Source organism: Hyphomonas sp. UBA3601 (assembly GCF_002375605.1).
Taxonomy (GTDB): Bacteria; Pseudomonadota; Alphaproteobacteria; order Caulobacterales; family Hyphomonadaceae; genus Hyphomonas.
Genome location: NZ_DFME01000046.1, coordinates 34,221 through 56,573, shown reverse-complemented (window position 1 = coordinate 56,573; position 22,353 = coordinate 34,221). Strand labels below are relative to the sequence as shown.

Genomic DNA, 22,353 nt, shown 5'->3' with positions numbered 1-22,353 from the left:
GCCCTCATTCTGTGCGGACAGGCGGTCGCCGACCGCGGCAACAATAATGGCAGAGGTCCAGTCGATGTCGATCTCGGCATTGGAGACGTCGTCGATGCCTCTGTCGACATTGGTGGCGACAGTTTGGTTGATGCCGATTTGGACGTGCTGGGTGATTCAGCTCTTGGTGACGTGTCCGATGCCGCCGCCAACGCAGTTGACTACGCAACGCGTCAGGTCAACAGCGGCAATCAGAGTGCAACTCTCAACCTTCTCAGCGGTGCGATGGGTGAAGTCACCGGCACGGCTGCGACAATCGGCAATTCCTATTCGATCGACTCGGTTGCCGACGCCGTCTCATCGGTCAACCAAGGCAATTCAGGTGCAGCCTATGCCAATGCCAATGTGAACATCGAGAATTCCGGTATCGCAACAGCGACGGCAGCTGCCATCGGCAATACTGCATCGGTCACTTCAGAAGCCAGCACACTCGCAAGCCGCTCAACGCAATCGAACAGCGGATACATGACCACTCAGATGAATGCGACGATCAGTGAGATAACTGAAGTCACCGCAACAGCGGCGTCGATCGGCAACTCGCTATCCGTTGAGATCCCGGGAAGCGGCAGCATGACTGCGCAGCAGTACAATTCCGGTACGATGGTCGCCGAATTGAACGGTCGTTTGGTTGGCTTTGCTGACGGAACAGCCACCGCAGCTGCGATCGGCAATTCCGCATCGCTCACCAGCCTGAACTCTGATGTGGTGGGCAACGCCCTGACTCGCGTCAGACAGGCGAATTCTGGCCATCAGATTTCTGCACTTGCTGCCCAGGTGTCCCATGATGCCGAGGCCGCAGCCACCGCTGCATCCATCGGCAACTCGGTGAACATCTCCGTTCAGTAGGTGTGGAAGGGGGCGCCGGACTGCCGTCAGTCCCCCGAATGCAAGTTCGGCGCCCTCATTGATAGATAAAGTGCTCTTTGGTCCAAGGCCCGTTCGTCCTGTGCGCACGGGCCTTTTTCCATTGCTCGCGGGCGGTTCCGGGGCCTCTCTGTGGCTCTGAATCTGTTCGAATTGGGCTTTCTGGTCAGGAGGCGACCGAAAGTGCTGTAATACGCTTATAGTCCAACGTGGACAGGGGCTTTCGGCTATGACATAAGCCGCCCCTTCAGACAGGATTCACAGGGCGCCCGCGCGCATTTCTTGCGCCCGTGACCCAAGATACGGATGATTGAACCGATGGAAGTTACCCAGACCAAGGCAGAAGGTCTTAGCCGCACGTTCGCCGTTAAAGTGCCGGCCTCGGAACTGCAGGCCAAACTCGACGAGCGGATTGAAGAAATCCGGCCGCAAATGAAGCTCAAGGGCTTCCGTCCGGGCAAAGTGCCCGCATCCCATGTCCGCAAGCTGTACGGCCAGGACCTGATGGGCGAGCTGATCAACAAGCTGGTCACCGAGACCAACCAGAAGGCGCTTGAAGACAATGAGCTGCGCCCGGCTGGCCAGCCAGACGTCCAGATCGACGGCGACATGGAAGCTGTGGTCAAGGGCCAAGCCGACCTGTCCTACAACATGAATGTCGATGTGATGCCGGAATTCGAGCCGGCCGATGTGACCAAGCTGACCATCACGCGCCCCGTCGCGGACGTCGCTCAGGAACAGATCGACGAAGCGCTTGGCCGTATCGCCGAACAGAACACACAGTATGAACCGCGCGCCAAGACGGCGAAAGCCAAGGAAGGCGACGCAGTCGTCATGGATTTCGTGGGCAAGATCGATGGCGAAGCCTTTGAAGGTGGTAGCGCCGAGCAGCAGACACTGGTCATTGGTTCCGGCCAGTTCATCCCGGGCTTCGAAGACCAACTGGTCGGCGTGAAGGCGGGTGACGAAAAAGACGTGATCGTAACGTTCCCGGAAGAGTACGGCGCCGCTGACCTTGCCGGCAAGGAAGCTGTCTTCGAAGTGAAAGTGCACGAAGTTCGCGCGCCAAAAACGGCTGAACTCGACGACGAATTCGCCAAGGGCCTCGGTCTGGAAAGCCTTGAGCAGCTGACCGGCCTTGTGAAAGACCAGTTGAAAGCTGAGCATGACGGTGCGTCCCGCGCCAAAGCGAAGCGTAACCTGCTTGACCAGCTGGATGAGGCTCACAGCTTCGACCTGCCGCCAAACATGGTGGAGCAGGAGTTCAATCAGATCTGGCAGCAACTGCAGTCGGAGATGGATGCGGGCCGCACCGCTGACGAAGACAAGGACAAGTCGGAAGACGAACTCAAGGAAGAGTATCGCAAGATCGCAGAGCGTCGCGTGCGCCTCGGTCTGGTCCTCGCCGAGATCGGCCGCGTGGCCGACGTTCGCATTTCCGAGCAGGAAGTGAACCAGGCTCTGGTCCGCGAAGCACGCCAGTATCCAGGTCAGGAAACGCAGGTGGTGGAATTCTTCCGCAACAATCCTGGCGCGATGGCCCAGCTGCGCGCACCGATCTACGAAGACAAGGTCGTCGACCATATTCTGGAAGTCGCTGAAATCACCGAGGAAACGGTGTCCCGCGAAGACCTGTTCAAGGAAGAAGACGAGTAGTCTTCACGCCAGTAGACGAAATCTGATGAAAGCCAGTCCGCAGGGGCTGGCTTTTTTCATGTGGCGAACCCCAATAGGTAAACCGGATGTTAACCGCATACCGCGAGTTTGTATCGAATCGAAAATAAGAGGCATCAGAAGATGAGCGTCCAGAGTATTCGCCCACAACTGAACGAACAGGACATCCACAGACTGATCAAGGGTGAAACACCCGAAGATCGGGCATCGGTTGCCCATCGGTTGTGTCGCCGGATCGCTCTGGATGTGCTGAGTGATTCCGAGCGCGAATATGCACAGGAAATCATGGGAATACTCGCGGATGATGCGGCGGATCTGGTGCGGCGCACCTTGTCTGTCACGTTACGAAACTCGCCGATTTTGCCACGAGAGATCGCCTTGAAGCTGGCGCAGGATATCGAGGCTGTAGCCATTCCCGTACTGCAGGACTCGCCGGTGTTTACCGAAGAGGATCTGATTGAACTTGTCCTGTCCGTCACCGCGGCGAAGCAGGCCGCAATTGCCAATCGTGAAACCCTGTCGACGACACTGACAGACGTGATTTCCGAGCATGGAACGGTTGAGGCCGTGCGGATGTTGTCCGCAAATGAAGGGGCGGAGTTTACGGACGCCGCTTATGACAACTCGATCCGCCGGTTTGGGTCTGATGAGGATGTGCAAAAGGGCTTTATCAGTCGCGAATACATCCCCACCCATATCGCCGAAAAGATGGTTTCGCTGGTTTCTGGCCAGTTGTTTGACCTGCTGGTCAATCGCCACGAGCTTCCGGCACAAATGGCGATCGACCTCGCCTCGGCATCGCGTGAGCGGGCAACGATTGATCTGGTAGAGCAGGCGGGGCGAACTTATGATTTACCGCGTTTCGTCTCGCAACTGCACCTGAATGGACGGTTGACGCATTCACTGATTATGCGGGCGCTCTGCTGTGGCCAGATGCCGTTCGTTGAGCATTCGCTGGCGGAATTGTCTGGTGTGGGCCACCAGCGCGTTTGGTTGATGATCCATGATGCGGGGCCGTTGGGGCTACAGGCTGTATTCGATAGAGCCGGTATGCCCCGGAAAATGCTGCCCGCGTTCCGGGCCGCTGTGAATGTTTTCCATGAGACAACGCATGACGGTGGGCCAAATGATCGGGCCCGATTCCGCGCGCGCATGATCGAACGTGTATTGACCCAGTTCCAGGCCATCCCGAAGGAAGACCTCGACTATCTGCTTGAGAAACTGGACTATTATTCGGAAATGGCGGCGATGGACGAAGCCAGCGGTACGGTAGATGTCGCCTAGCAGTCGGTGCGCATTCGGACGCCCGCCTGGACACCCAGACTGTCGAAAAACGCTCCATCACGCCAATTCGCCTTGTCGGCGATGACGAGAATACCGGCGGCGCTGGCAAATTCGCACAGATCCATCAGCTCTTCATTGATTTGCAGTTCTCGGGCATCCACTCGGATACTATCGATCATCAGACCGAGGCCATCGCGCAATTGGGTCTGCCACGATTTACGCATATCGATTGATACGCGAAAGCCGCGCTTGCGGAGACTTGCCACGCTGTGGATCGCCTCCGTGCGCCCATCGGCGAAGACAGAATCCTGGAATTCGAGACTGATTTCTTGTTGGCAGAGGGTCGTTCGGCGGATCGCGGCATCACAGCCTACAGCTGTGTTGTCATCCCCAAGCGCTGCTGCCGGGGCCGGCACAATGATTGGGCGCATCCGATTGTCAAATGTATGCGCCGCGCTGGCGACTTCGAGAAGACGATCAGCAAGCCATTTGGCTGGGCCTGTTGCTGACTGGGAAGCGGCCGGGCCGAAGGCGGCCTTCTCTTCATACCGCTTGGACATCTCGCAGACCGTACCAAACGAGGTACCGTCGAGCACATGCATGACAGGCTGGAAGCGGAGATGGACCTTCTGTCCACTGTGGGCGACAACTTTCGTTTGAAGCAATTCCCGCATCACTCTTCCCGTCTTTCTGACCGTGCCTATTGCCTTACCTAAGGGAGAGGATTGAAGATCACGCGCAGAAATCCGTTGGGATTTTGAGGAAATTTGACAGAAAAATACGGGACCATAAGAAAATGACAACGCAGCCCAACGCACCAAGACTCTCGGCCACAGTGCTCATCGTTCGAGATGGAGCAAACATTCCCGAAGTGCTGATGGTGAAACGCCACTATCAGATCGACTTTGCTGCGGGCGCGCTCGTCTTCCCAGGTGGCAAGGCAAATGCGGAAGATGCAAGCGCGGATTGGGATCCCTACACCGATGGCGATTTCGGGCCGGTGCAGCAGGACGCCCGTATCGCGGCGGTGCGCGAAGCTTATGAGGAGTCGGGCCTGTTGCTGGCGCGCCCGCGCGCGCAGCGCGGTACCAATCAGCCGCTGGTTGGCCCTGACATGGCGGAAAAACTGGATCCATTCCGGTCAGCTGTAGACCGGGGCGAGCAGAGCTTTCTGGAGCTGATACGCGACAATGATCTCGTGCTCGCGCTCGATAGTCTCGTTTACTTTGGGCACTGGATCACACCCGACATGATGCCCAAGCGCTTTGATACGCATTTCTATGTTGCGCCTGCACCGCCAGATCAGATTGCCGCCCATGATGGCCGCGAGACAACGGACTCTGTGTGGATTGGGGCGCAAGCCGCACTGGATGCAGAGGAGACCGGTGAGGCTATTATTATCTTCCCCACCCGGATGAATTTGAAAAAGTTCGCAACGGCCAGTTCTGTGGCCGATGCGGTCGAGCGATTTGGCCGCGAAACCGTTATAACCGTCAAACCGCAGCAGTCAGAGACACCCGAAGGCGAGCCGTGTCTGATCATTCCAGACGTGGAGGGGTACGGCCAGACCGTTGAGCTGCTGTCCCGCGTAAACGTCTAGAGAATGAATTTCGAGAGGTCGGCATCTCCAGCCAGGCTCTCGACACGCTCATTCACATAGTCGGGCGTGATCGTGATGGTCTCGCCTGACTTGTCGGGCGCCTCGAAGCTGATTTCGTCCAGCAGGCGCTCCAGGACTGTTTGCAGGCGACGGGCGCCGATATTTTCCACGCTGCTGTTCACGGCCTCGGCAAGATCGGCAAGGCGGTCGATGGCAGCGTCTTCGAATTCCAATGTGACGCCTTCAGCTTCCATCAGGGCTTGATACTGGCGGATCAGGCTGGCTTCGGGCTCTACCAGAATACGACGTAAATCATCCCGTGTCAGAGCGTCGAGTTCGACGCGGATGGGGAGGCGCCCCTGCAGTTCGGGCAGGAGGTCAGACGGTTTCGAAACGTGAAACGCGCCGGAAGCAATAAAGAGTATATGGTCGGTCTTGATGGCGCCACGCTTGGTGCTGACGGTCGTGCCTTCGATTAGGGGCAAGAGGTCGCGTTGAACGCCTTCGCGGCTGACATCAGCGCCGCCACGGCCTTGTTTGGCGACAACTTTGTCGATCTCATCCAGGAAGACGATCCCATCTTCTTCGACCGCATGAACGGCTTCCCGAACAATCGCGTCTTCGTCCAGCAGCCGATCAGCTTCTTCCTCGATCAACGGTTGGTAGGCTTCCTTGACCGTCGTTCGCACACGCTTCGTGCGCCCGCCCATGGCTTTACCCAGCATGTCGGAGAGATTGATCATGCCCATGGAGCCACCTTGGCCAGGAATATCCATCATTTGCATCGGGCTGTTGGTTTCAGCGATGTCGAGATCGACCGGCTTGTCGTCGAGTTCTCCCGCGCGGAGTTTGGTGCGAAAGACTTCGCGTGTGGAGGACTGGGCCTCTTCGCCGACCAGCGCATCGAGTAGACGTTCTTCGGCTGCATCTCGCGCCTGCGCCGTTACGCCCTCCCGTTTTTGTTCGCGGATCATCGAAACCGATGACTCCACCAGATCGCGGATGATCTGTTCCACATCACGCCCGACATAGCCGACTTCCGTGAACTTTGTGGCTTCAACTTTCAGGAAAGGCGCATTGGCAAGTCGGGCAAGACGACGAGACACTTCAGTTTTGCCAACGCCCGTGGGTCCGATCATCAGGATATTCTTCGGCGTGATCTCAGATCGGATCGAGTCGGGTGCCTGTTTCCGGCGCCAGCGATTGCGGAGTGCTATGGCAACTGCGCGCTTCGCGCCAGTCTGCCCAACGATGTGGCGGTCAAGTTCTGCGACAATTTCGCGGGGAGTAAGGTCTTTCATCAGGACTTCCGAACTGGGTCTGGCGCTCGGCCAGCGTGAAACAAGGCGCGAAATGCGGGAACCTAGAGGTCCAGCGTTTCCAGCGTGAAATGGCTATTGGTGTAGACGCAGATGTCGGCAGCAATCTGCATTGCTTTGCGGCCGATCTCTTCGGAGTCGTCCTCATAGTCGTAAAGGCCGCGGGCCGCGGCCAGGGCGTAATTGCCGCCAGACCCGACAGCAACGACATTGTGTTCAGGCTCCAACACATCACCGGCGCCTGTGATGACGAGTGTCGATTCCTTGTCGGCCACGATCAGCAAGGCTTCGAGTTTTTGAAGATATTTCTCGGTCCGCCAATCCTTGGCAAGTTCAACGGCAGCGCGTTGGAGCTGGCCAGGGTGGCGCTCCAATTTGGCTTCAAGTCGCTCAAACAGGGTGAAAGCGTCCGCAGTTGCGCCGGCAAATCCTGCGAGAATGTCTCCGCCAGCGATTCGGCGGACCTTGCGGGCGTTGCCTTTCATGATGGTCTGACCCATCGAAACCTGCCCATCGCTGAGCATGACGAGTTTTCGGCCCTTGCGGACGGCGAGAATGGTTGTGCCATGCCAAATGGCGGCGTTGTCAGTGTCGTGCGTCATGGCGAATGATGTGGCCGATCCGTGCTGTCTGTTCAAGAGAGGACCTGTTACATGAATTTCCACAGAGATATGTCATATAAGTGTAGCTTTGCCCGGCTATCTGGGCGCGGATGGAAGGGAACCGCCTGAATGGTGCAACAGCTCGGCCAACTACCTATGGGATGGTTGCTGACCGCGCTGATAATCTTCGTGGTCACGACCGGATTTTCTGTGGGGCGAATACGCGCTGAGCGTTACTTGGTGTCGGGCCGTCACAAATTTCATTCACGTGGAAACTATCACGGCTACTATGTGGCAATGTGGGGCCTGCTGCCCACGCTATTCATCGCGTCGGCCTATATCCTGTTTTCACGCGCGGCCATCTTCGGGTGGCTGGACAGCGAGTTGCCGGAGGGCTTCCGCCAATTTTCCAGGGCTGAGCTTCAATCCTATTTGGAAGCTGTCTCAGCGGCGGCGCGGACCGGCGGCTATACTGGCGCAGACCGTATATTCGCGACGGTTACGAACCGCTACCTTGAATTATCTGGCAGTCTGAATGGTGCTACGCTGGGGGCGATGGTTCTGGCGGCGATTGGAGGTATCGCCTATGCGCGTCGCCAGGTCGCTCCAGCTTTTCGGGCCCGGCTCAAAGTGGAGCGTGGGGCAGAAGCATTCCTGTTCCTGTGCGCGGCCATCGCGATCGCCACCACAGTCGGCATCGTTGCGTCCCTTCTCTATGAAAGCATACGCTTTTTTGCTCAGGTGCCGATAACCGACTTTCTGTTTGGCACGCGGTGGAACGCGCAGACGAGCGCAGAATTCGGCGCACTACCACTTTTCTTCGGCACGTTCATGATCGCATTGATCGCGATGCTGGTGGCGGCCCCGATCGGGTTGTTCGCCGCCATATTCCTGTCGGAATATGCCTCCCAGCGCGTTCGGCGGTACACGAAGCCGTTGTTGGAGATGCTCGCCGGCATTCCGACGGTTGTGTATGGTTTCTTTGCGCTGCTGGTAATTGCGCCCGGCGTGAGGGCGGCCGCACTCGGGATCAACAGCTTGTTGATCAATATTGGCATCACGTCCGAACCTTTGCTGGCAGCACAACCGACAAGCGCGCTGGCGGCGGGATTGGTCATGGGCGTCATGGTCATTCCATTTGTGTCATCCTTGTCGGATGACGTGATCAATGCCGTGCCGCAAACTTTGCGTGATGCTGCGTTCGCTATGGGGGCAACCAAGTCGGAGACGATCAAGCAGATCATCTTGCCGGCCGCCTTGCCGGGTATTGTCGCGTCCATGCTGCTGGCCGTTTCCCGAGCCATAGGCGAAACCATGATTGTTGTTATGGCGGCAGGTCAGCGGGCACGCATTTCTTTCGATCCGTCTACGGATTTGACGACAATTACGGTCCAGATCGTGGCACTTCTGACGGGGGAGACGCAGTTCGACAGTCCGAAGACGCTGTCAGCCTTTGCGTTGGGACTTGTCCTCTTCGTCGTTACACTCGGCTTTAACCTGATCGCCCTCCGGGTCGTCCAGCGATACAGAGAGAAGTATGAGTAGTCCCGTGGAAACACCGCTTCGGTCAGAAAAGGCCTTGAAGCACCTGCGCCGCCGCCGCGCTGCGGACACGCGATTCCGGGTGTATGGGCTCGTGGCCCTTGGCTTTGCACTTTTCTCTTTGGTTTTCTTGATCTGCGCGATTGCCTGGAAGGCGAGCAGCGCGGTCACCTATCATGTGGTGAAGACTGATATCGTGCTCGAGGCTGACCGCATTGTACCCGATGGCAATGCCTCGCCAGAAGAAATCACCCGAAATATCGAAGGCTTCTACACGCTGGTGCGGGATGACCTTTTTGCGGAATTCGCTAACCTGGAAGACACTCCCGCAGTACGGAAGGACTTCAGCGCCTTGATTGACCGGCTGGCGGTTTTGCCGCTCGCGCGTCGGGTGGCGAAAAATCCTACATTGATTGACCAGACGGTCTCGATCCAGGTTCCCGTTTCGGATGACGTCGACCTGTTCCTGAAGCGGTCGTCGCCGCGCAGCATACCGTTCCGGCTCGGTGAGGGCGCACAAATCAGCCTGGGGCAGGGTACGGATGAAATGGTCCTGAGGCATCCGGCCTTGGAGTCCGTTCTTTCCTCGCTCACAGCGCTCGGATCGCAGCAAGGCGCGCCATCGGTATTGGTGATCGCCGACAGCGCAGTGGCGCGTCTGACAGATTTGCAAGACCAGACCGCCGGGTTCGAGATACTGGCTGGCGATCTCGCAGACTTTCAAGGCAAGCCGTTGAAGGGTCTGATCGTGGCCGTTCCCGAGAGCAACCGGACGATTTCTGATTTGCAGATCGCATGGGCATTGGCCTTGAAATCGGAAGGTATCATTCGGCGCGTGCCCCATACGAGCCTGTTGACCAGCACAGACAGCACATATCCGGAACTTGCGGGATCTCTAGCGGCAATTGTTGGATCTCTGTTGACGATGCTGGTTACTGGCATGGTTGCCATCCCAATGGGTATTTTTGCCGCCATATTCCTTGAGGAGTTCGCGCCGAAGAACCGGCTGACTCAACTGATTGAGGTGAACATCAACAATCTGGCAGCGGTGCCGTCCATCGTCTTTGGCCTGTTGGGGGCAACCTTGTTGCTCGGCACGTTCGGTTTGCCGCGATCGGCGCCTCTGGTGGGCGGTCTCGTTCTGGCTTTGCTGATCCTGCCGGTTGTGATCATCGCTGCCCGCGCAGCCCTCAGGGCTGTGCCCCCGTCGATCCGAAGTGGCGCGCTCGCTGTTGGCGCGTCGCGAATGCAGGCCGTGTTTCACCATGTTCTGCCGCTCGCCTTTCCGGGCATGTTGACCGGCGCAATCCTCGGAATGGCGCGCGCATTGGGGGAGACAGCACCATTGCTTCTGATTGGAATGGTGGCATTTGTTGCGGAAGTGCCGTCCTCGACGACCGACGAGGCAACTGCGCTACCGGTGCTGATCTATAGCTGGGCGTCGAATGCGGAGCGCGCCTGGGAGCCGATGACGGCTGCAGTTATCGTGATCCTTCTGGCGCTTCTTGTTACAATGAATGTCATCGTCGTTATGTTGCGACGCAAATTCGAGCGGAGATGGTAATGGATACCACGGCCCAGACAGATCACGATCCGGCTTTGACCGGAGAAGGCGCTGACCAGGCGCAGGCGCTGGTTTATCCCCGCATCAATTGTCAGGACGTCAACGTCTTTTACAGCGGCAAACAGGCCGTGTTCGATGTGTCGCTGCCAGTTTTCGACCGTTCGGTTACGGCGCTGATTGGCCCATCCGGGTGTGGAAAATCCACCTTTCTGCGCTGCCTGAACCGTATGAACGATACGATTGATGGAGCGAAGGTGACCGGCGACATCTTCATGGATGGTGAGAACATCAATTCGCCAGATGTCGACCCGGTGCTATTGCGGTCGCGTGTCGGCATGGTGTTCCAGAAGCCCAACCCGTTTCCGAAATCCATTTACGATAACATCGCTTATGGGCCGCGCATTCATGGACTCGTAGACGATCGCCAGGAACTCGATGCCATCGTCGAGAAAAGCCTGCGCCGCGCCGGTCTGTGGCAGGAAGTTAAAGACCGGCTCACCCAGCCCGGCACCAGCCTGTCAGGTGGGCAGCAGCAGCGCTTGTGCATTGCCCGCGCAATCGCCGTGCGACCTGAGGTTATTTTGATGGATGAGCCGTGTTCTTCGCTGGATCCGATTGCAACGGCACGGATCGAAGAACTGATTGACGAGCTCAGAAAGCGCTATTGCATTGTAATCGTGACCCATTCCATGCAACAGGCAGCGCGAGTGTCGCAACGCACGGCCTTCTTCCATCTTGGCCACCTCGTTGAGATGGGCGACACCGACCAAATATTCACCAGCCCGCGTGAGCGGCGCACTGAAGACTACATCACCGGCCGGTTCGGATAGGGAGACTGCATGGCAGATCACATCGTCTCAGCATTTACAGACGAGCTCGACAAGATCGCTGCCGATCTCATGCGTATGGGCGGCATTGTGGAAACGATGATCCTGGATTCCTGCCAGGCGGTAGACCGCAATGACAAGGAACTCGCAAAGGATGTGATCTCCCGCGATCCCAGTGTCGACCGGCTGGAAGAAGAAGTGGAGCGCCAGATTGTGAGTTTGATCGCGCGCCGCCAGCCCATGGCTCACGATCTGCGGTCGGTCTTTGCGGCGCTGAAGACGGCGGGTGAGCTGGAGCGGATTGGTGATCTTTCGAAGAATATCGGCAAACGCACCCTGATGCTGGATGATGCTGTCCCGTCCATGATGCGCCACGGCGTAGCGCGCATGGCACGCCCGGTGTCACTGCAATTGCATTCCGTGTTGGATGCTTATGCGACCAGCAATGCCGAGACCGCCAAAATGGTCTGGGAAAGCGATGACGACATCGACCAGCACTATAATTCATTGTTCCGGGAAATGATCACTTACATGATCGAGGATCCGCGCACCATCGGTGCTGGAGCGCATATGTTGTTCATGGCCAAAAACCTTGAACGCATCGGCGACCACTGCACGAACATCGCAGAATTCATTTACTTTCAAATCACTGGCGAATATCTCATGCCCCATGAGCGCCCGAAAGCCCCCAATACGGGCGTCTGAAAAGACGTAGGACAAGAGGATCTGTCATGAAGCCCTATGTGCTTATCGCTGAAGATGAGAGCGCCGTTTCGGAGTTGCTTTTCTACAACCTCAAGAAAGAGGACTATGAGGTCGCAATTGCCAGCGATGGTGAAGAAGCGATGCTGATGATCGAGGAACGCGCGCCGGATCTGCTGTTGCTTGACTGGATGCTTCCCAAGGTCAGCGGCATCGAAGTCTGCCGTCGGATCCGCAGTGGCGGGGCCAATCCGAACTTGCCGATCATCATGTTGACCGCACGGGGCGAAGAAAGTGACCGCATTCGGGGGCTCGATACCGGCGCCGATGATTACGTCACCAAGCCTTTTTCAACGACCGAATTGATGGCGCGTGTTCGCGCCGTGTTGCGTCGTATCCGCCCCGGCCTGAAGGATGATCGAATTACAGTAGGGGATATCGAGATTGACCGGGTCGCGCATAAGGTCGCCCGGAATGGGCAGGATATCCATCTCGGGCCGACCGAGTTTCGCTTGCTGGACTATTTCATGCAGCATCCGGGACGTGTATTTTCACGCGAGCAATTGCTCGACACAGTCTGGGGCTCGGACGTTTATGTCGAGGCGCGAACCGTAGACGTGCATGTTGGGCGTCTGCGCAAGGCATTGCGTCAGGAAGGCGGGGACGATCCGATCCGGACCGTCCGCTCCGCCGGGTATGCCCTTCGAGCTGACTAGAAAAGTTCAGTCAGGAAGTTTTCGAGGTTTTCAAAGCTGCGACGGTCTGAATCTGCGTTGTAGACCGTACCCATTTCCCTGTTATCAGCGCCAAGCGTCGTGAAGGAGTGCATGGAATTACCGTGCACGTGCAATTGCCAGTCCGCAGCTGACCCGTCCAGTTCCTTCGTAATGGCCATCACGTCTTCCGGAGTGGCCATTGGATCATGCCAGCCATGCTCGATCATCACTTTCGCGGTGATCTTCGGTGCCGGCACATTTTCGGCTGGGCGGAACAGGCCGTGGAATGAGGCTACGCCCAGAACCTCATGATTGGCGCGAGCCATGTCCAGAACGGCGAGACCCCCAAAACAGAAGCCGATGGCTGCCGCTTTCGTTGGGTCAACACCCACTTGTTGCTTTGCGGCAGCAAGGCCACCTGCAAGGCGCTTCTGCAATTCGGCCCGGTCGCCAACAAGAGGATTCATGAGGGCTTGGTTCTCTTCGACCGTCGTGCCGCGCTTTCCCTTGCCATAGACGTCCATGGCGAAAGCGGCATAACCAAGCTTTGCTATGCGTTCGGCCTTCTCGCGCTCATTGTCGCCCAGGCCGCCCCATGCATGGGCGATCACGACGACTGGAGCTGTATCCTTGCCCTTTGGGCGTAGGAAGTAGCCCTCATAGGTCTTGCCATCGACAGTGTAATCAACTTCGCTCATGTCATTGCTCTCCTTGGTGTGTGCCTGTCAGATACAGGGCATTCGGTCCTCTCTTTCAAGGGGGGCAGCGATTAGTATGAAGATTCTAGGAATTTTCGATACGTCCTGTTCCATTGAAACTTACGGATAAAGGAGCGCCACACATGGCCAAGAAAAATGAGAAGAAGGCGAAAGCGAAGTCGGCAAAAGCCGCGAGCGCAAAAGCCTCCAAATCCACCAAGAAGCCAGCCAAGGCAAAGAAGGCTTCCAAAGCGCCTGAGCCAAACACGGCCGACATGGCACACAAGATCTGGCTCGCAGGCGTTGGCGCCTATGGCAAAGCCTATGACAAGGCAATCGCCAATACGAAGACGTTCAACAAGCAGTCCACCGAATTGTTCGAAGACCTCGTCAAGCGTGGCGAAGAGATTGAGCATGACGTCCGCGCACGCGTTCAGGACAATGATGTTGTTCAGAACGCTTCGAAGAACGCGGCCAAATATGCCAGCGTCGCCCGCGAATTTCAGACTCAGGCACGTGACGAGTTCGAAGCTCGGATGGAACGCATGCGCGACTTGCTGGGCGTGAAGGGCCTCGGCAAGAAAGGTGGCAAGCTCGCCGCCAAGCTCGACAAACTGGAAGACGAAGTTGCTGAAACGGTTTCGAAGGCTCGGTCCAAAACCAAAGACCGCAGCAATGATCTGAAGCAGCGTATTTCACGGCTGACCGAAGAGATCGAAGCTGTGGCAACGGAGTCCGGTGCGGATCTTGTTAAGACGAGCAAGAAGGCGGCCCAACGCACATCAAAGGCTGTTCAGGACGCCGTCGCAAAGCCAGCGGAGGCTAAACCGAAGACATCTGCAAAAGCCAAGCCTGTCGCAAAGGCAAAACCGGCCTCTGCCGCGTCAACCAAGGCGGATGACTTCACGCTCATGACAGGGGTCGGCCCTGCACTAGCCGCCAAGCTGAAAGCGGCGGGTATCAAGAGCTTTGCCGATATCGCCGCGCTCAAGGCGGCAGACATTCAGGCCCTGGACGCCAAGATTATGGCGCGTGGCCGTATCGCCCGCGATGAATGGGTCAAACAAGCCAAAGTGCTGATGAAGTAGTCCGGCACAATCATGAAACTGGTGAGGGCGGTTCCGTGAGGGACCGCCCTTTTCTTATGCGACGACGGTGTCGTAATGCTCGAAGAGATCTGTCAGCGTCTCCACACCCCGGTCACCCATATAGGGTGGCAACAGGCACATGACCTGAAGCACAGTCCTGTGGATCAAGGTTGGCCCATCATGGCTGTCCGCATTCAAATGATCCTCCGCCAACCAAAAGGTCAGGGTCGTCATGAATTGGTCTGTCAGAACTTCTCTCAGACGCGGATCCAGCCGCAACACCGATCCCGCGGTCAATTCATCCAGCACACCAACAAGCGCGGTCCGCATCCGCGACAGGATGGATCTGAACCGTTTGGCAAGGTCAGGATACCGATCGAGCAATAGTCCAAGATCGCGATAAAAAAACCGAAAGTCGTAAATTTCTTCGAGAATGATGTAGAGGTAGACCCAGCTGTCCTCCAGACTGGTAATCCGGCCACGGGACCCGCTCAGGATGATGCGCATCTCGTTCTCGAACCGGTCAAACAGGGCATGGATGATCGCGTCCTTGCCCTTGAAATGGTAATAGAGGTTGCCAGGGCTGATATCGAGCGCATTCGAAATATCAACAGCCGTCTGCTGGGCTTCTCCTTCTTCATTGAAGAGAAGCAAACTAACGTGAAGTATGCGATCGCGTGTTTTCATGGTCTGATATGGTGTTTGACACGCAATTCTCACTATGGAACGAATTTTATTTGAAATTTTGATGTAACCTTTTTCCGAATGCGAAAGAGGCCCAATAAAAGATCCAGTCGCCACGTTTGGTGGGAATGACTGGGCAGACCCAAGGGGAGAGGGGCATGACGCGCCCGAAGAAAGACTACGCAAACAAGGCGGCTACGGCATTCAAGGACGTGAACCCGTTCTTGTCCGGTTCCGACCCGCAGGAGATGGTCGGCGCAGTAGCCATGATGTTGCGCTCGACCATGAAAAATCCCGCCATTACAGCGAAAGCTGCCAGCCGGATGGCAGCTGACGGCGCGAAGATCTTGATGGGCAGGTCCGATCGGGCGGCAGATCCTCGCGATCGCCGTTTCAAGGATTCGACCTGGTCTGAGAGCCCCTTCTACAAGCGCGGTATGCAAGCTTATCTGTCGACTCAGGAGCATCTGAATGACTGGGTGGCCAATCTCAGCATGACGGAGTTGGAACATGCGCGGGCGAAGTTCCTGACCAGCATGATTACTGACGCCTTGGCACCCACCAACACCCTGCTCGGCAATCCGGCCGCCAGCAAGAAAGTGGTGGAGTCAGGAGGCATGTCCCTGCTGAAGGGGCTGAAGAATGCGTATACGGACGTCACAAAAAATGGTGGTTTGCCGAGTCAGGTAGACAAGCGACCCTTCGAGGTCGGCAAGAATCTCGCAATGTCGCGCGGCAAGGTGATCTGGAAAAATGAGATGCTGGAACTGATCCAGTACGAGCCAATTACCGACAAGGTTCACCGCACGCCAGTTCTGATCGTCCCACCACAGATCAACAAGTTTTATGCGATGGATCTGTCTCCCGCGATCTCAATGGTCCAGTTCCTGATGGCGCAGCAAATGCAGACCTTTGTTGTGTCCTGGCGCAATCCTCAGAAAGAGCACGCGCATTGGGGCATGAGCGCCTATATCGACAGCTTGATCCAGGCGAGCGAAGTTATCCGCAAGGTCACGCGATCCAGGAAAATAAGTATCGCCGGCGCCTGTTCGGGCGGTATCACGGCGGCGACATTGGCCAGTCTGTTCGCAGCAGCAGGTGACGACCGCATCAACTCGCTGACCTTCATGGTATGTGTCCTGGATCCCCAGCGGGAAGATAGTCAGATGGGGCAGATTGTGTCTGATCAGAGCCTAGAGGTCGCCCGGAAATATTCCAGACGCAAAGGCATCCTTAAAGGCGATGATCTGGCACGCATGTTTGCCTGGATGCGTCCGAATGATCTTGTCTGGAACTATGTGGTGAATAACTACCTGATGGGCGAGGATCCGCCGCCCTTCGACATCCTGTTCTGGAACAACGACTCCACGAATTTGCCGGCGCAATTGCATTCGGACTATCTCGACATGGGGCTGAACCAGCCTTTCAGTCACCCGGGCGAGTTTGAAGTGGCTGGCCACCCAGTTGATTTGACGAAAGTGACAGCCGACGCTTTTGTGGTTGGGGGCCTGACCGATCACATCACCCCGTGGAAGGCGTGTTACCGCACAACTCAACTCCTCGGATCACAGAGTATAAAATTCGTGTTGTCTTCCAGCGGACATATCCAGTCCCTATTGAATCCACCAGGCAATCCGAAGGCGAAGATGCTTCGCAACCCGGACCTGGACGCGGATGCCGATACCTGGGCGGCAAAGGCAACAGAAGAAGCTGGCAGCTGGTGGCCTGTCTGGGGCGAGTGGCTAAAAGAGCGCTCGGGGACATTGAAAGCTGCGCCCCGCGCTTGCGGTGGTGAGGCATTCCCGGCTCTCTATGACGCGCCGGGCCATTACGTGTTTGACGAATAGGCCGAAAATCTCACGGGAGCCTTCATGACGTCGCCGAAACGCATGCCGATCATCGAGACACAAGACGTAGACGGTATCGAATTGCGCACAGCGCGATGGACATCGGCGTCCAATTCGAGGCAGGCGACTTTGCTGTTCTTCAATGGCATTGGAGCCAATCTGGAACTGACGCTCGGTCTTGGCGACATGTTTCCGGACCGGGACATCATCACCTTTGATGTGCCCGGAGTTGGCTTGAGTCCCGTGACCAGCTGGCCTTATCGCCCCTGGATGCTGGCACGTTGGGCCCGCAAGCTTCTGGATTCGCACGATATTGAAGAAGTGGACGTGATGGGCGTGTCCTGGGGCGGGGCCATGGCGCAACAATTCGCCTTTCAGTATCGCCGCCGCGTCGGAAAACTGGTGCTTTGCGCGACCACAGCCGGGATGACGATGATTCCGGGCCACCCGAAGTCGCTCTCCAAAATGGTGGACACACGACGCTACTCGGACCCGGAATTCATGCGGAAGAGTTTCGAGTCGCTCTATGGCGAAGCCGTCGATGGAGAGGCTGGCAGCCATATCGACAATCTCCTGCCGCCAGACCCCAAAGGTTATATCTACCAGTTGCTGGCCTTTGTCGGCTGGTCGAGTCTGCCATTCATCCGCTTTCTGACAATGCCGACATTGGTTTTGATGGGAGACCGGGACACGATCGTGCCTGTCGCCAATGGCCATATATTACGAGTGGCCCTGCCTGACGCTGAGCTGAAAGTCATTGAGGGAGGGGGGCATCTGTTTCTTGTGACGCGCGCTGAAGAGACCGCCGACCTGATACGGGAATTTCTGATCAGGTCAGAAAGTGAGCCGAAAGCTGCGGCTTGATCAGGTCTTTGCTGTCTTCACGGCGACCCGCTCTTCAAGGGCATCACACACTGCGTTCGCGACCGATTGGGCTGCGTCACCCCGGCCAATCGATCCAAAAGCGGCCATGCAGGCCTCGACATGGAGATTGATCAGCGCAGAATTCTCGCCTGGCTCAGTTTCAGACAGCAACCTGCAGAGCGACCCACAAAGGCGCGACACCGCGGGATATCCGTATGATGTGGCAACACCGCGAATATTGTGCGCGCAGGTTTCGAGTAATTTGTAGTCCGCATGGCTGGCACCGGAAGTCTTGGCGGCTCCCCAGGCATTCTTCAAACGATCAAGGTCCGCCTGCATCCACGCGTCAAAACGAGATGACAGGTCTTCGACCGCGGCTTCTGCTCTATCCCCGAGCTCGTCCGGATCGTGACCGGCGTCCGATGCAGCAACAGCGGCATCACCTACTGGCGCAACGGGGGCCATCTTTATCACTCGGCTGATATCCGGAGTTATTGAGGTAGCTGGCTGGTCGCTCTTCGCGCCAGCATTGGGTTTCAGTTTGTTTATCAGAGCCTTGAGCATCGCGATTCCCTATCGTTCGGGTAATCGTATCGTCCAAGCCTTAACGTTTTCCTGACCGAAGGTCTTTGAAATCGCTTCAGAAACCAAACTGTTCCCGCAAGATGCGTTCATCAAGCGCATGCCCTGGATCGAACAGCATGGTAAGCCGACGCCGGTCCTCTTGAACGTCCACGCTGACAATGTCGCGCACTTCCTGATTGTCCGCGGCAGCGGCAACCGGACGCAGGATCGGAGCGATCACATCAATACGTACATGCGCGTCGCGCCGAAGTAGGGCGCCTTTCCACCTGCGCGGCCGGAAGGCGCTGACAGGCGTGAGGGCGAGCAGGCCAGCTCCGATCGGCAGGATCGGGCCATGTGCGGACAAGTTGTAGGCCGTGGATCCCGCTGGCGTTGCGACCATCAAACCGTCACAGGCCAGCTCGTCCATCCGCATCTTGCCGTCGATTGTGATCTTGAACCTCGACGTCTGCGCCGTCTGGCGAAACATCGATACTTCATTGATCGCAAGGGCGCGGTGTTCGTGATCATGTACGTCGCGAACGGTCATTCGCAGGGGCGAGATGACGGCGCGTTCGGCTGAGTTGATACGGTCGGGGAGTTTGTCGACGTTGAATTCGTTCATCAGGAAGCCGACCGTGCCACGGTTCATGCCGTATACCGGTTGACCCCCTTCAAACTGACGCCGCAACGAATCCAGCATTGCCCCATCGCCGCCGAGCGCAACGATCACATCGGCATCATCCTCGCTGCACTGGCCGTACTTTTTGGTCAGGACAGACAGCGCGTCCTGGGCTTCTGGGCGCTTGGAAGCGTAAAAGTGCAGACGTAGACCACTCATGGTGGCCCATCTGCTTTGCGAAGGGTGGAAGCGTCAAGGCGGATTCTGGCATACCGCCGCGTGCACCGGATAGTGCGAGTCCACCAAGTTGACGCGGGTGTCAGCTTTTTCTGGCCTGTGATCGGATTTTCCGCTAGTTTGCCCGCAAAACATATCTGGGAGATTCAATCATGGCCGACGGCGCGCACAAATTAGATATTCGTTCCTCTGTATCCGCAGAAGAGTGGCAGGCTCGCGTGGACCTCGCTGCGCTGTATCGCCTGATCGCGATGCATGGTTGGGACGATCTGATTTTCACGCATATTTCTCATCGCGTTCCTGGGCCGGACCATCACTTCCTGATCAACCCATATGGTTATTTCTTCGAGGAGATTACGGCGTCTTCGCTCGTGAAAGTCGATCTGGAAGGCAACGTCGTCCAGGAGACGGATAGCTTTATCAATCCGGCCGGCTTCACCATCCATTCGGCAATCCATGATGCGCGCGACGATGCGCAGGTCGTGATCCATGTCCACACCGATCAGGGCGTTGCTGTCTCGGCGCAGAAGGAAGGCCTGATGCCACTCAGCCAAACCGCCATGATTGTACGTGAGGACATCGCCTACCATGATTATGAAGGTATCGCGCTGGACCTGGACGAACGTGAGCGGCTCGTCGCTGATCTGGGCCCCAAGAAACATTCAATGCTTCTGCGCAACCACGGTACGCTGACGGTCGGCGACACGGCGGCGTCTGCATTTACGCGGATGTTCTTTCTGGAGCGTGCCTGCAACATGCAGATCATGGCGCTTTCGGCTGGGCGCGATGGTGTGTTGGAGTGCGAATCTGATCTTCAGCAGAAGGTTGCCGGGCAGGGCGGCATGACAGAACACAGTTCCGGCATGAACATGGTGACGGAAAAACTGGTTTGGCCGGCGCTGCTTCGCAAGCTGGATCGCGAAATGCCGGGCTATGACGCCTAGGGGTAATCCCGTATGCGACAAAAGCGGTCCGCGACGTATGGAGCCATTATCAATCGTCGTTTTGGCCACTATGTAGGCTCGGAAAAGATCAGGAACGAAACAGATGAAGCATCTGAAGGCCTTCGAGGACGCGCTTAATTCGATTCACGGCGAAGGCCGCTATCGCGTATTTGTAGACCTGCACCGTCACAAGGGCAGGTTTCCAAAGGCGACGGCGCGGTTCGAGGACGGCGAGCGCGAAGTCACCATCTGGTGCTCCAATGACTATCTTGGCATGGGCCAGGACGAAGACGTCATCAATTCCATGCATGAGGCCATCGATAGTTTCGGTGCAGGTTCGGGCGGCACGCGTAACATCTCCGGCACGACTCGTTACCATGTCGATCTTGAGCGCGAACTGGCAGATTTGCACGGCAAGGAGTCAGCGCTCCTGTTCACATCCGGCTACGTTTCCAATGAGGCGACATTGTCGACCTTGGGCAAGATTTTGCCTGACCTGATCATTTATTCCGACTCGTTGAACCACGCTTCGATGATTGAAGGCATTCGTCGCTCAGGTGCAGACCGTCGCATCTTCAAGCATAACGACGTGGATCATCTGCGGGCGCTGATGGCGAATGATGATCCGGATCGCCCGAAGCTGATCGCGTTTGAGAGCGTTTATTCCATGGACGGTGATTTCGGCCGGATGGAAGAAATTTGCGATCTGGCCGATGAATTCGATGCGATGACCTATCTGGACGAAGTGCATGCGGTTGGCATGTATGGCCAGAATGGCGCCGGCGTTGCGGAGATGTGGGGTCTGGCGGATCGGATCGACATCATCGAGGGCACGCTTGGCAAGGCTTATGGTGTCATGGGCGGCTACATTGCCAGCCACGAGACCGTGGTCGACGCCATCCGCTCAATGGCTTCAGGTTTTATCTTCACGACATCCACTTGTCCCGTAATGGCGGCGGGTGCGCTGGCCAGCATTCAGAAACTGCGGACGGATGCGGGACGGGAATTGCGCCGGACCCATCAGGCGAACGCTGCCAAGCTGAAGCAGAAATTCCGCGATGCCGGCCTGCCTATGATCGACACTGACACGCATATCGTACCATTGCTGGTGGGAGATCCGGAGCGCTGCAAGGCGCTGTCCGATACATTGCTATTCGATTTCGGTATCTATGTGCAGCCGATCAATTACCCGACTGTCCCGAAGGGTACGGAGCGTTTGCGCTTCACGCCGAGCCCTGTGCATGACGAAGTCATGATGGATGAGTTGGTGGCTGCGATCCTGGCTGTTTGGAAGCAGCTCGGCCTCGACAAGGCAGCCTGATCCGGTTTTTCGACTATTTGGTTTTTTTCTTGGGTGCGGGCGGTGCCTTCTTGCCAAGCCCGATCTGTTTGGCGTGCTTTGAGCGCAGCTTTGCGTAGTTTGGCGCAACCATCGGGTAGTCGGATGGTAATCCCCATTTCGCGCGGTAGTCTTCGGGCGTCATGTCAAATTTGGATCGAAGATATCGCTTCAGCATCTTGAGCTTCCGGCCATCCTCGAGACAGATCAGGAAGTCCGGTGTGATGGATTTCGCAATTGAAACTGCTGGTTCCTGAGTATCTGCTGCAGGCTCCGCGCCTTTCGATAGCCCGGAAACCGTCTCATAGATGTTCGTGATGAGCTGTGGCAGCGCATCTGCTTCGACCTGGTTGTTCGACACATATGACGAGACAATCTCGGCAGTCATGTCGAGCAGGTCAGATGACTCGTATTCACTCATGGCCCACCAAGACTCTGTCAGGTATTTGGATATTCAGCTGCACAATCGCGCCCCAACTAAACTGCTAAATACCATAGTTCTTCAAGTATTTGCACGACAATCCCGACACAATCTCTCAAATTGTGCATGCAGGGTGCGATATTGTGGGCCCAGCACGCACCGGCGGTTGCGGCGGGACCCGCCTGAGCGTAAATAGCGCAAGACCCAGCAGGAGATTCGCCCATGGCAGACACAGCCCAGCCCGCCCGGTTTGATACCACGGAATTTTTCAGCCAATCTCTGGAAGATCGTGATCCCGAGCTGTTCGATGCG

The 22,353-nt window shown here is 56.8% G+C and carries 22 protein-coding genes; 14 read left to right on the top strand and 8 right to left on the bottom strand.

The genetic code is table 11. The features are described from left to right. The 3 genes from B4F73_RS05425 to B4F73_RS05415 form a co-directional block, all read left to right on the top strand. Positions 1-885: hypothetical protein (locus B4F73_RS05425; RefSeq protein ID WP_290482680.1), on the top strand; the 885-nt coding region annotated here is incomplete at its 5' end. 336 nt (positions 886-1,221) lie between these two features. Then, the gene (gene tig, locus B4F73_RS05420) at positions 1,222-2,559 is read left to right on the top strand and encodes a trigger factor (protein WP_349679542.1); all 1,338 of its coding nucleotides are present in this window, start codon (positions 1,222-1,224) and stop codon (positions 2,557-2,559) included. Positions 2,560-2,700: 141 nt separating this feature from the next. Beyond that, a complete protein-coding gene (locus B4F73_RS05415; protein WP_290482678.1) occupies positions 2,701-3,861 on the top strand; it encodes a DUF2336 domain-containing protein in 1,161 nt (386 codons plus the stop codon). On the opposite strand, the gene B4F73_RS05410 is transcribed toward B4F73_RS05415, so the two are convergent. Next, positions 3,858-4,535 carry an EAL domain-containing protein gene (locus B4F73_RS05410; RefSeq protein ID WP_206990389.1) on the bottom strand — a complete coding sequence of 226 codons (678 nt, stop codon included), beginning with the start codon at positions 4,533-4,535 and terminating at the stop codon, positions 3,858-3,860. The genes B4F73_RS05415 and B4F73_RS05410 overlap by 4 nt on opposite strands. Before the next feature lie 122 nt (positions 4,536-4,657). Between B4F73_RS05410 and B4F73_RS05405 the strand changes: the two genes are divergently transcribed. Then, positions 4,658-5,461 (top strand): NUDIX hydrolase, encoded by an 804-nt coding sequence (locus B4F73_RS05405; protein WP_290482677.1) that lies wholly within the window; start codon positions 4,658-4,660, stop codon positions 5,459-5,461. On the opposite strand, the gene hslU is transcribed toward B4F73_RS05405, so the two are convergent. Both hslU and hslV read right to left on the bottom strand, forming a co-directional pair. Continuing rightward, positions 5,458-6,762: an ATP-dependent protease ATPase subunit HslU gene (gene hslU / locus B4F73_RS05400; RefSeq protein ID WP_290482676.1), complete on the bottom strand. Its 1,305-nt coding sequence runs from the start codon at positions 6,760-6,762 to the stop codon at positions 5,458-5,460. The two genes, B4F73_RS05405 and hslU, sit on opposite strands and share 4 nt — an antisense overlap. Positions 6,763-6,824: 62 nt before the next feature. Then, positions 6,825-7,382 carry an ATP-dependent protease subunit HslV gene (hslV, locus tag B4F73_RS05395; RefSeq protein WP_206990392.1) on the bottom strand — a complete coding sequence of 186 codons (558 nt, stop codon included), beginning with the start codon at positions 7,380-7,382 and terminating at the stop codon, positions 6,825-6,827. A 129-nt stretch (positions 7,383-7,511) separates the two neighbouring features. Here hslV and pstC point away from each other — a divergent pair, with 129 nt between their 5' ends. Genes pstC through phoB form a run of 5 tightly spaced genes read left to right on the top strand, consistent with a single transcriptional unit; the run spans position 7,512 to position 12,733 of the window. Next, the gene (gene pstC / locus B4F73_RS05390; protein ID WP_290482675.1) at positions 7,512-8,927 is read left to right on the top strand and encodes a phosphate ABC transporter permease subunit PstC; all 1,416 of its coding nucleotides are present in this window, start codon (positions 7,512-7,514) and stop codon (positions 8,925-8,927) included. Beyond that, positions 8,920-10,488 carry a phosphate ABC transporter permease PstA gene (gene pstA / locus B4F73_RS05385; RefSeq protein WP_290482674.1) on the top strand — a complete coding sequence of 523 codons (1,569 nt, stop codon included), beginning with the start codon at positions 8,920-8,922 and terminating at the stop codon, positions 10,486-10,488. The genes pstC and pstA overlap by 8 nt, the downstream gene beginning before the upstream one ends. Beyond that, on the top strand, positions 10,488-11,318 hold the full coding sequence (pstB, locus tag B4F73_RS05380; RefSeq protein WP_084333129.1) for a phosphate ABC transporter ATP-binding protein PstB: 831 nt from the start codon (positions 10,488-10,490) through the stop codon (positions 11,316-11,318). The genes pstA and pstB overlap by 1 nt, the downstream gene beginning before the upstream one ends. Before the next feature lie 9 nt (positions 11,319-11,327). Next, positions 11,328-12,020 carry a phosphate signaling complex protein PhoU gene (phoU, locus tag B4F73_RS05375; RefSeq protein WP_034812765.1) on the top strand — a complete coding sequence of 231 codons (693 nt, stop codon included), beginning with the start codon at positions 11,328-11,330 and terminating at the stop codon, positions 12,018-12,020. A 26-nt stretch (positions 12,021-12,046) separates the two neighbouring features. After that, positions 12,047-12,733: a phosphate regulon transcriptional regulator PhoB gene (gene phoB / locus B4F73_RS05370; RefSeq protein WP_034812767.1), complete on the top strand. Its 687-nt coding sequence runs from the start codon at positions 12,047-12,049 to the stop codon at positions 12,731-12,733. On the opposite strand, the gene B4F73_RS05365 is transcribed toward phoB, so the two are convergent. Beyond that, on the bottom strand, positions 12,730-13,431 hold the full coding sequence (locus B4F73_RS05365) for a dienelactone hydrolase family protein (RefSeq protein ID WP_290482673.1): 702 nt from the start codon (positions 13,429-13,431) through the stop codon (positions 12,730-12,732). The genes phoB and B4F73_RS05365 overlap by 4 nt on opposite strands. A 143-nt stretch (positions 13,432-13,574) precedes the next feature. Here B4F73_RS05365 and B4F73_RS05360 point away from each other — a divergent pair, with 143 nt between their 5' ends. Continuing rightward, positions 13,575-14,519: a phasin family protein gene (locus B4F73_RS05360; protein WP_290482672.1), complete on the top strand. Its 945-nt coding sequence runs from the start codon at positions 13,575-13,577 to the stop codon at positions 14,517-14,519. A gap of 54 nt (positions 14,520-14,573) precedes the next feature. Here the strand turns inward: B4F73_RS05360 and B4F73_RS05355 are convergent, their stop codons facing one another. Then, entirely contained in the window at positions 14,574-15,206 is a 633-nt protein-coding gene (locus B4F73_RS05355) for a TetR/AcrR family transcriptional regulator (RefSeq protein WP_206990398.1), read from the bottom strand. A 155-nt stretch (positions 15,207-15,361) separates the two neighbouring features. On the opposite strand from B4F73_RS05355, the gene B4F73_RS05350 reads away from it, so the two are divergent. Next, positions 15,362-17,050, top strand: a complete 1,689-nt coding sequence (locus B4F73_RS05350; RefSeq protein ID WP_290482671.1) for an alpha/beta fold hydrolase — start codon at positions 15,362-15,364, stop codon at positions 17,048-17,050. A 24-nt stretch (positions 17,051-17,074) separates the two neighbouring features. Next, positions 17,075-17,914 carry an alpha/beta fold hydrolase gene (locus B4F73_RS05345; RefSeq protein WP_290482670.1) on the top strand — a complete coding sequence of 280 codons (840 nt, stop codon included), beginning with the start codon at positions 17,075-17,077 and terminating at the stop codon, positions 17,912-17,914. Here B4F73_RS05345 and B4F73_RS05340 read toward each other — a convergent pair whose 3' ends face one another. Beyond that, positions 17,915-18,478 (bottom strand): Hpt domain-containing protein, encoded by a 564-nt coding sequence (locus tag B4F73_RS05340; protein ID WP_290482669.1) that lies wholly within the window; start codon positions 18,476-18,478, stop codon positions 17,915-17,917. Between the two features lie 76 nt (positions 18,479-18,554). After that, positions 18,555-19,319, bottom strand: coding sequence for an NAD kinase (locus B4F73_RS05335; RefSeq protein WP_206990402.1), 765 nt, complete (start codon positions 19,317-19,319; stop codon positions 18,555-18,557). A 170-nt stretch (positions 19,320-19,489) separates the two neighbouring features. On the opposite strand from B4F73_RS05335, the gene B4F73_RS05330 reads away from it, so the two are divergent. Both B4F73_RS05330 and hemA read left to right on the top strand, forming a co-directional pair. Continuing rightward, on the top strand, positions 19,490-20,281 hold the full coding sequence (locus B4F73_RS05330; protein WP_206990403.1) for a class II aldolase/adducin family protein: 792 nt from the start codon (positions 19,490-19,492) through the stop codon (positions 20,279-20,281). A 103-nt stretch (positions 20,282-20,384) separates the two neighbouring features. Beyond that, positions 20,385-21,602, top strand: a complete 1,218-nt coding sequence (hemA, locus tag B4F73_RS05325; RefSeq protein WP_206990404.1) for a 5-aminolevulinate synthase — start codon at positions 20,385-20,387, stop codon at positions 21,600-21,602. A 13-nt stretch (positions 21,603-21,615) separates the two neighbouring features. Here hemA and B4F73_RS05320 read toward each other — a convergent pair whose 3' ends face one another. After that, complete coding sequence (locus tag B4F73_RS05320) at positions 21,616-22,041, bottom strand: MucR family transcriptional regulator (RefSeq protein WP_206990405.1); 426 nt, start codon at positions 22,039-22,041, stop codon at positions 21,616-21,618. Positions 22,042-22,353: the final 312 nt, after the last annotated feature.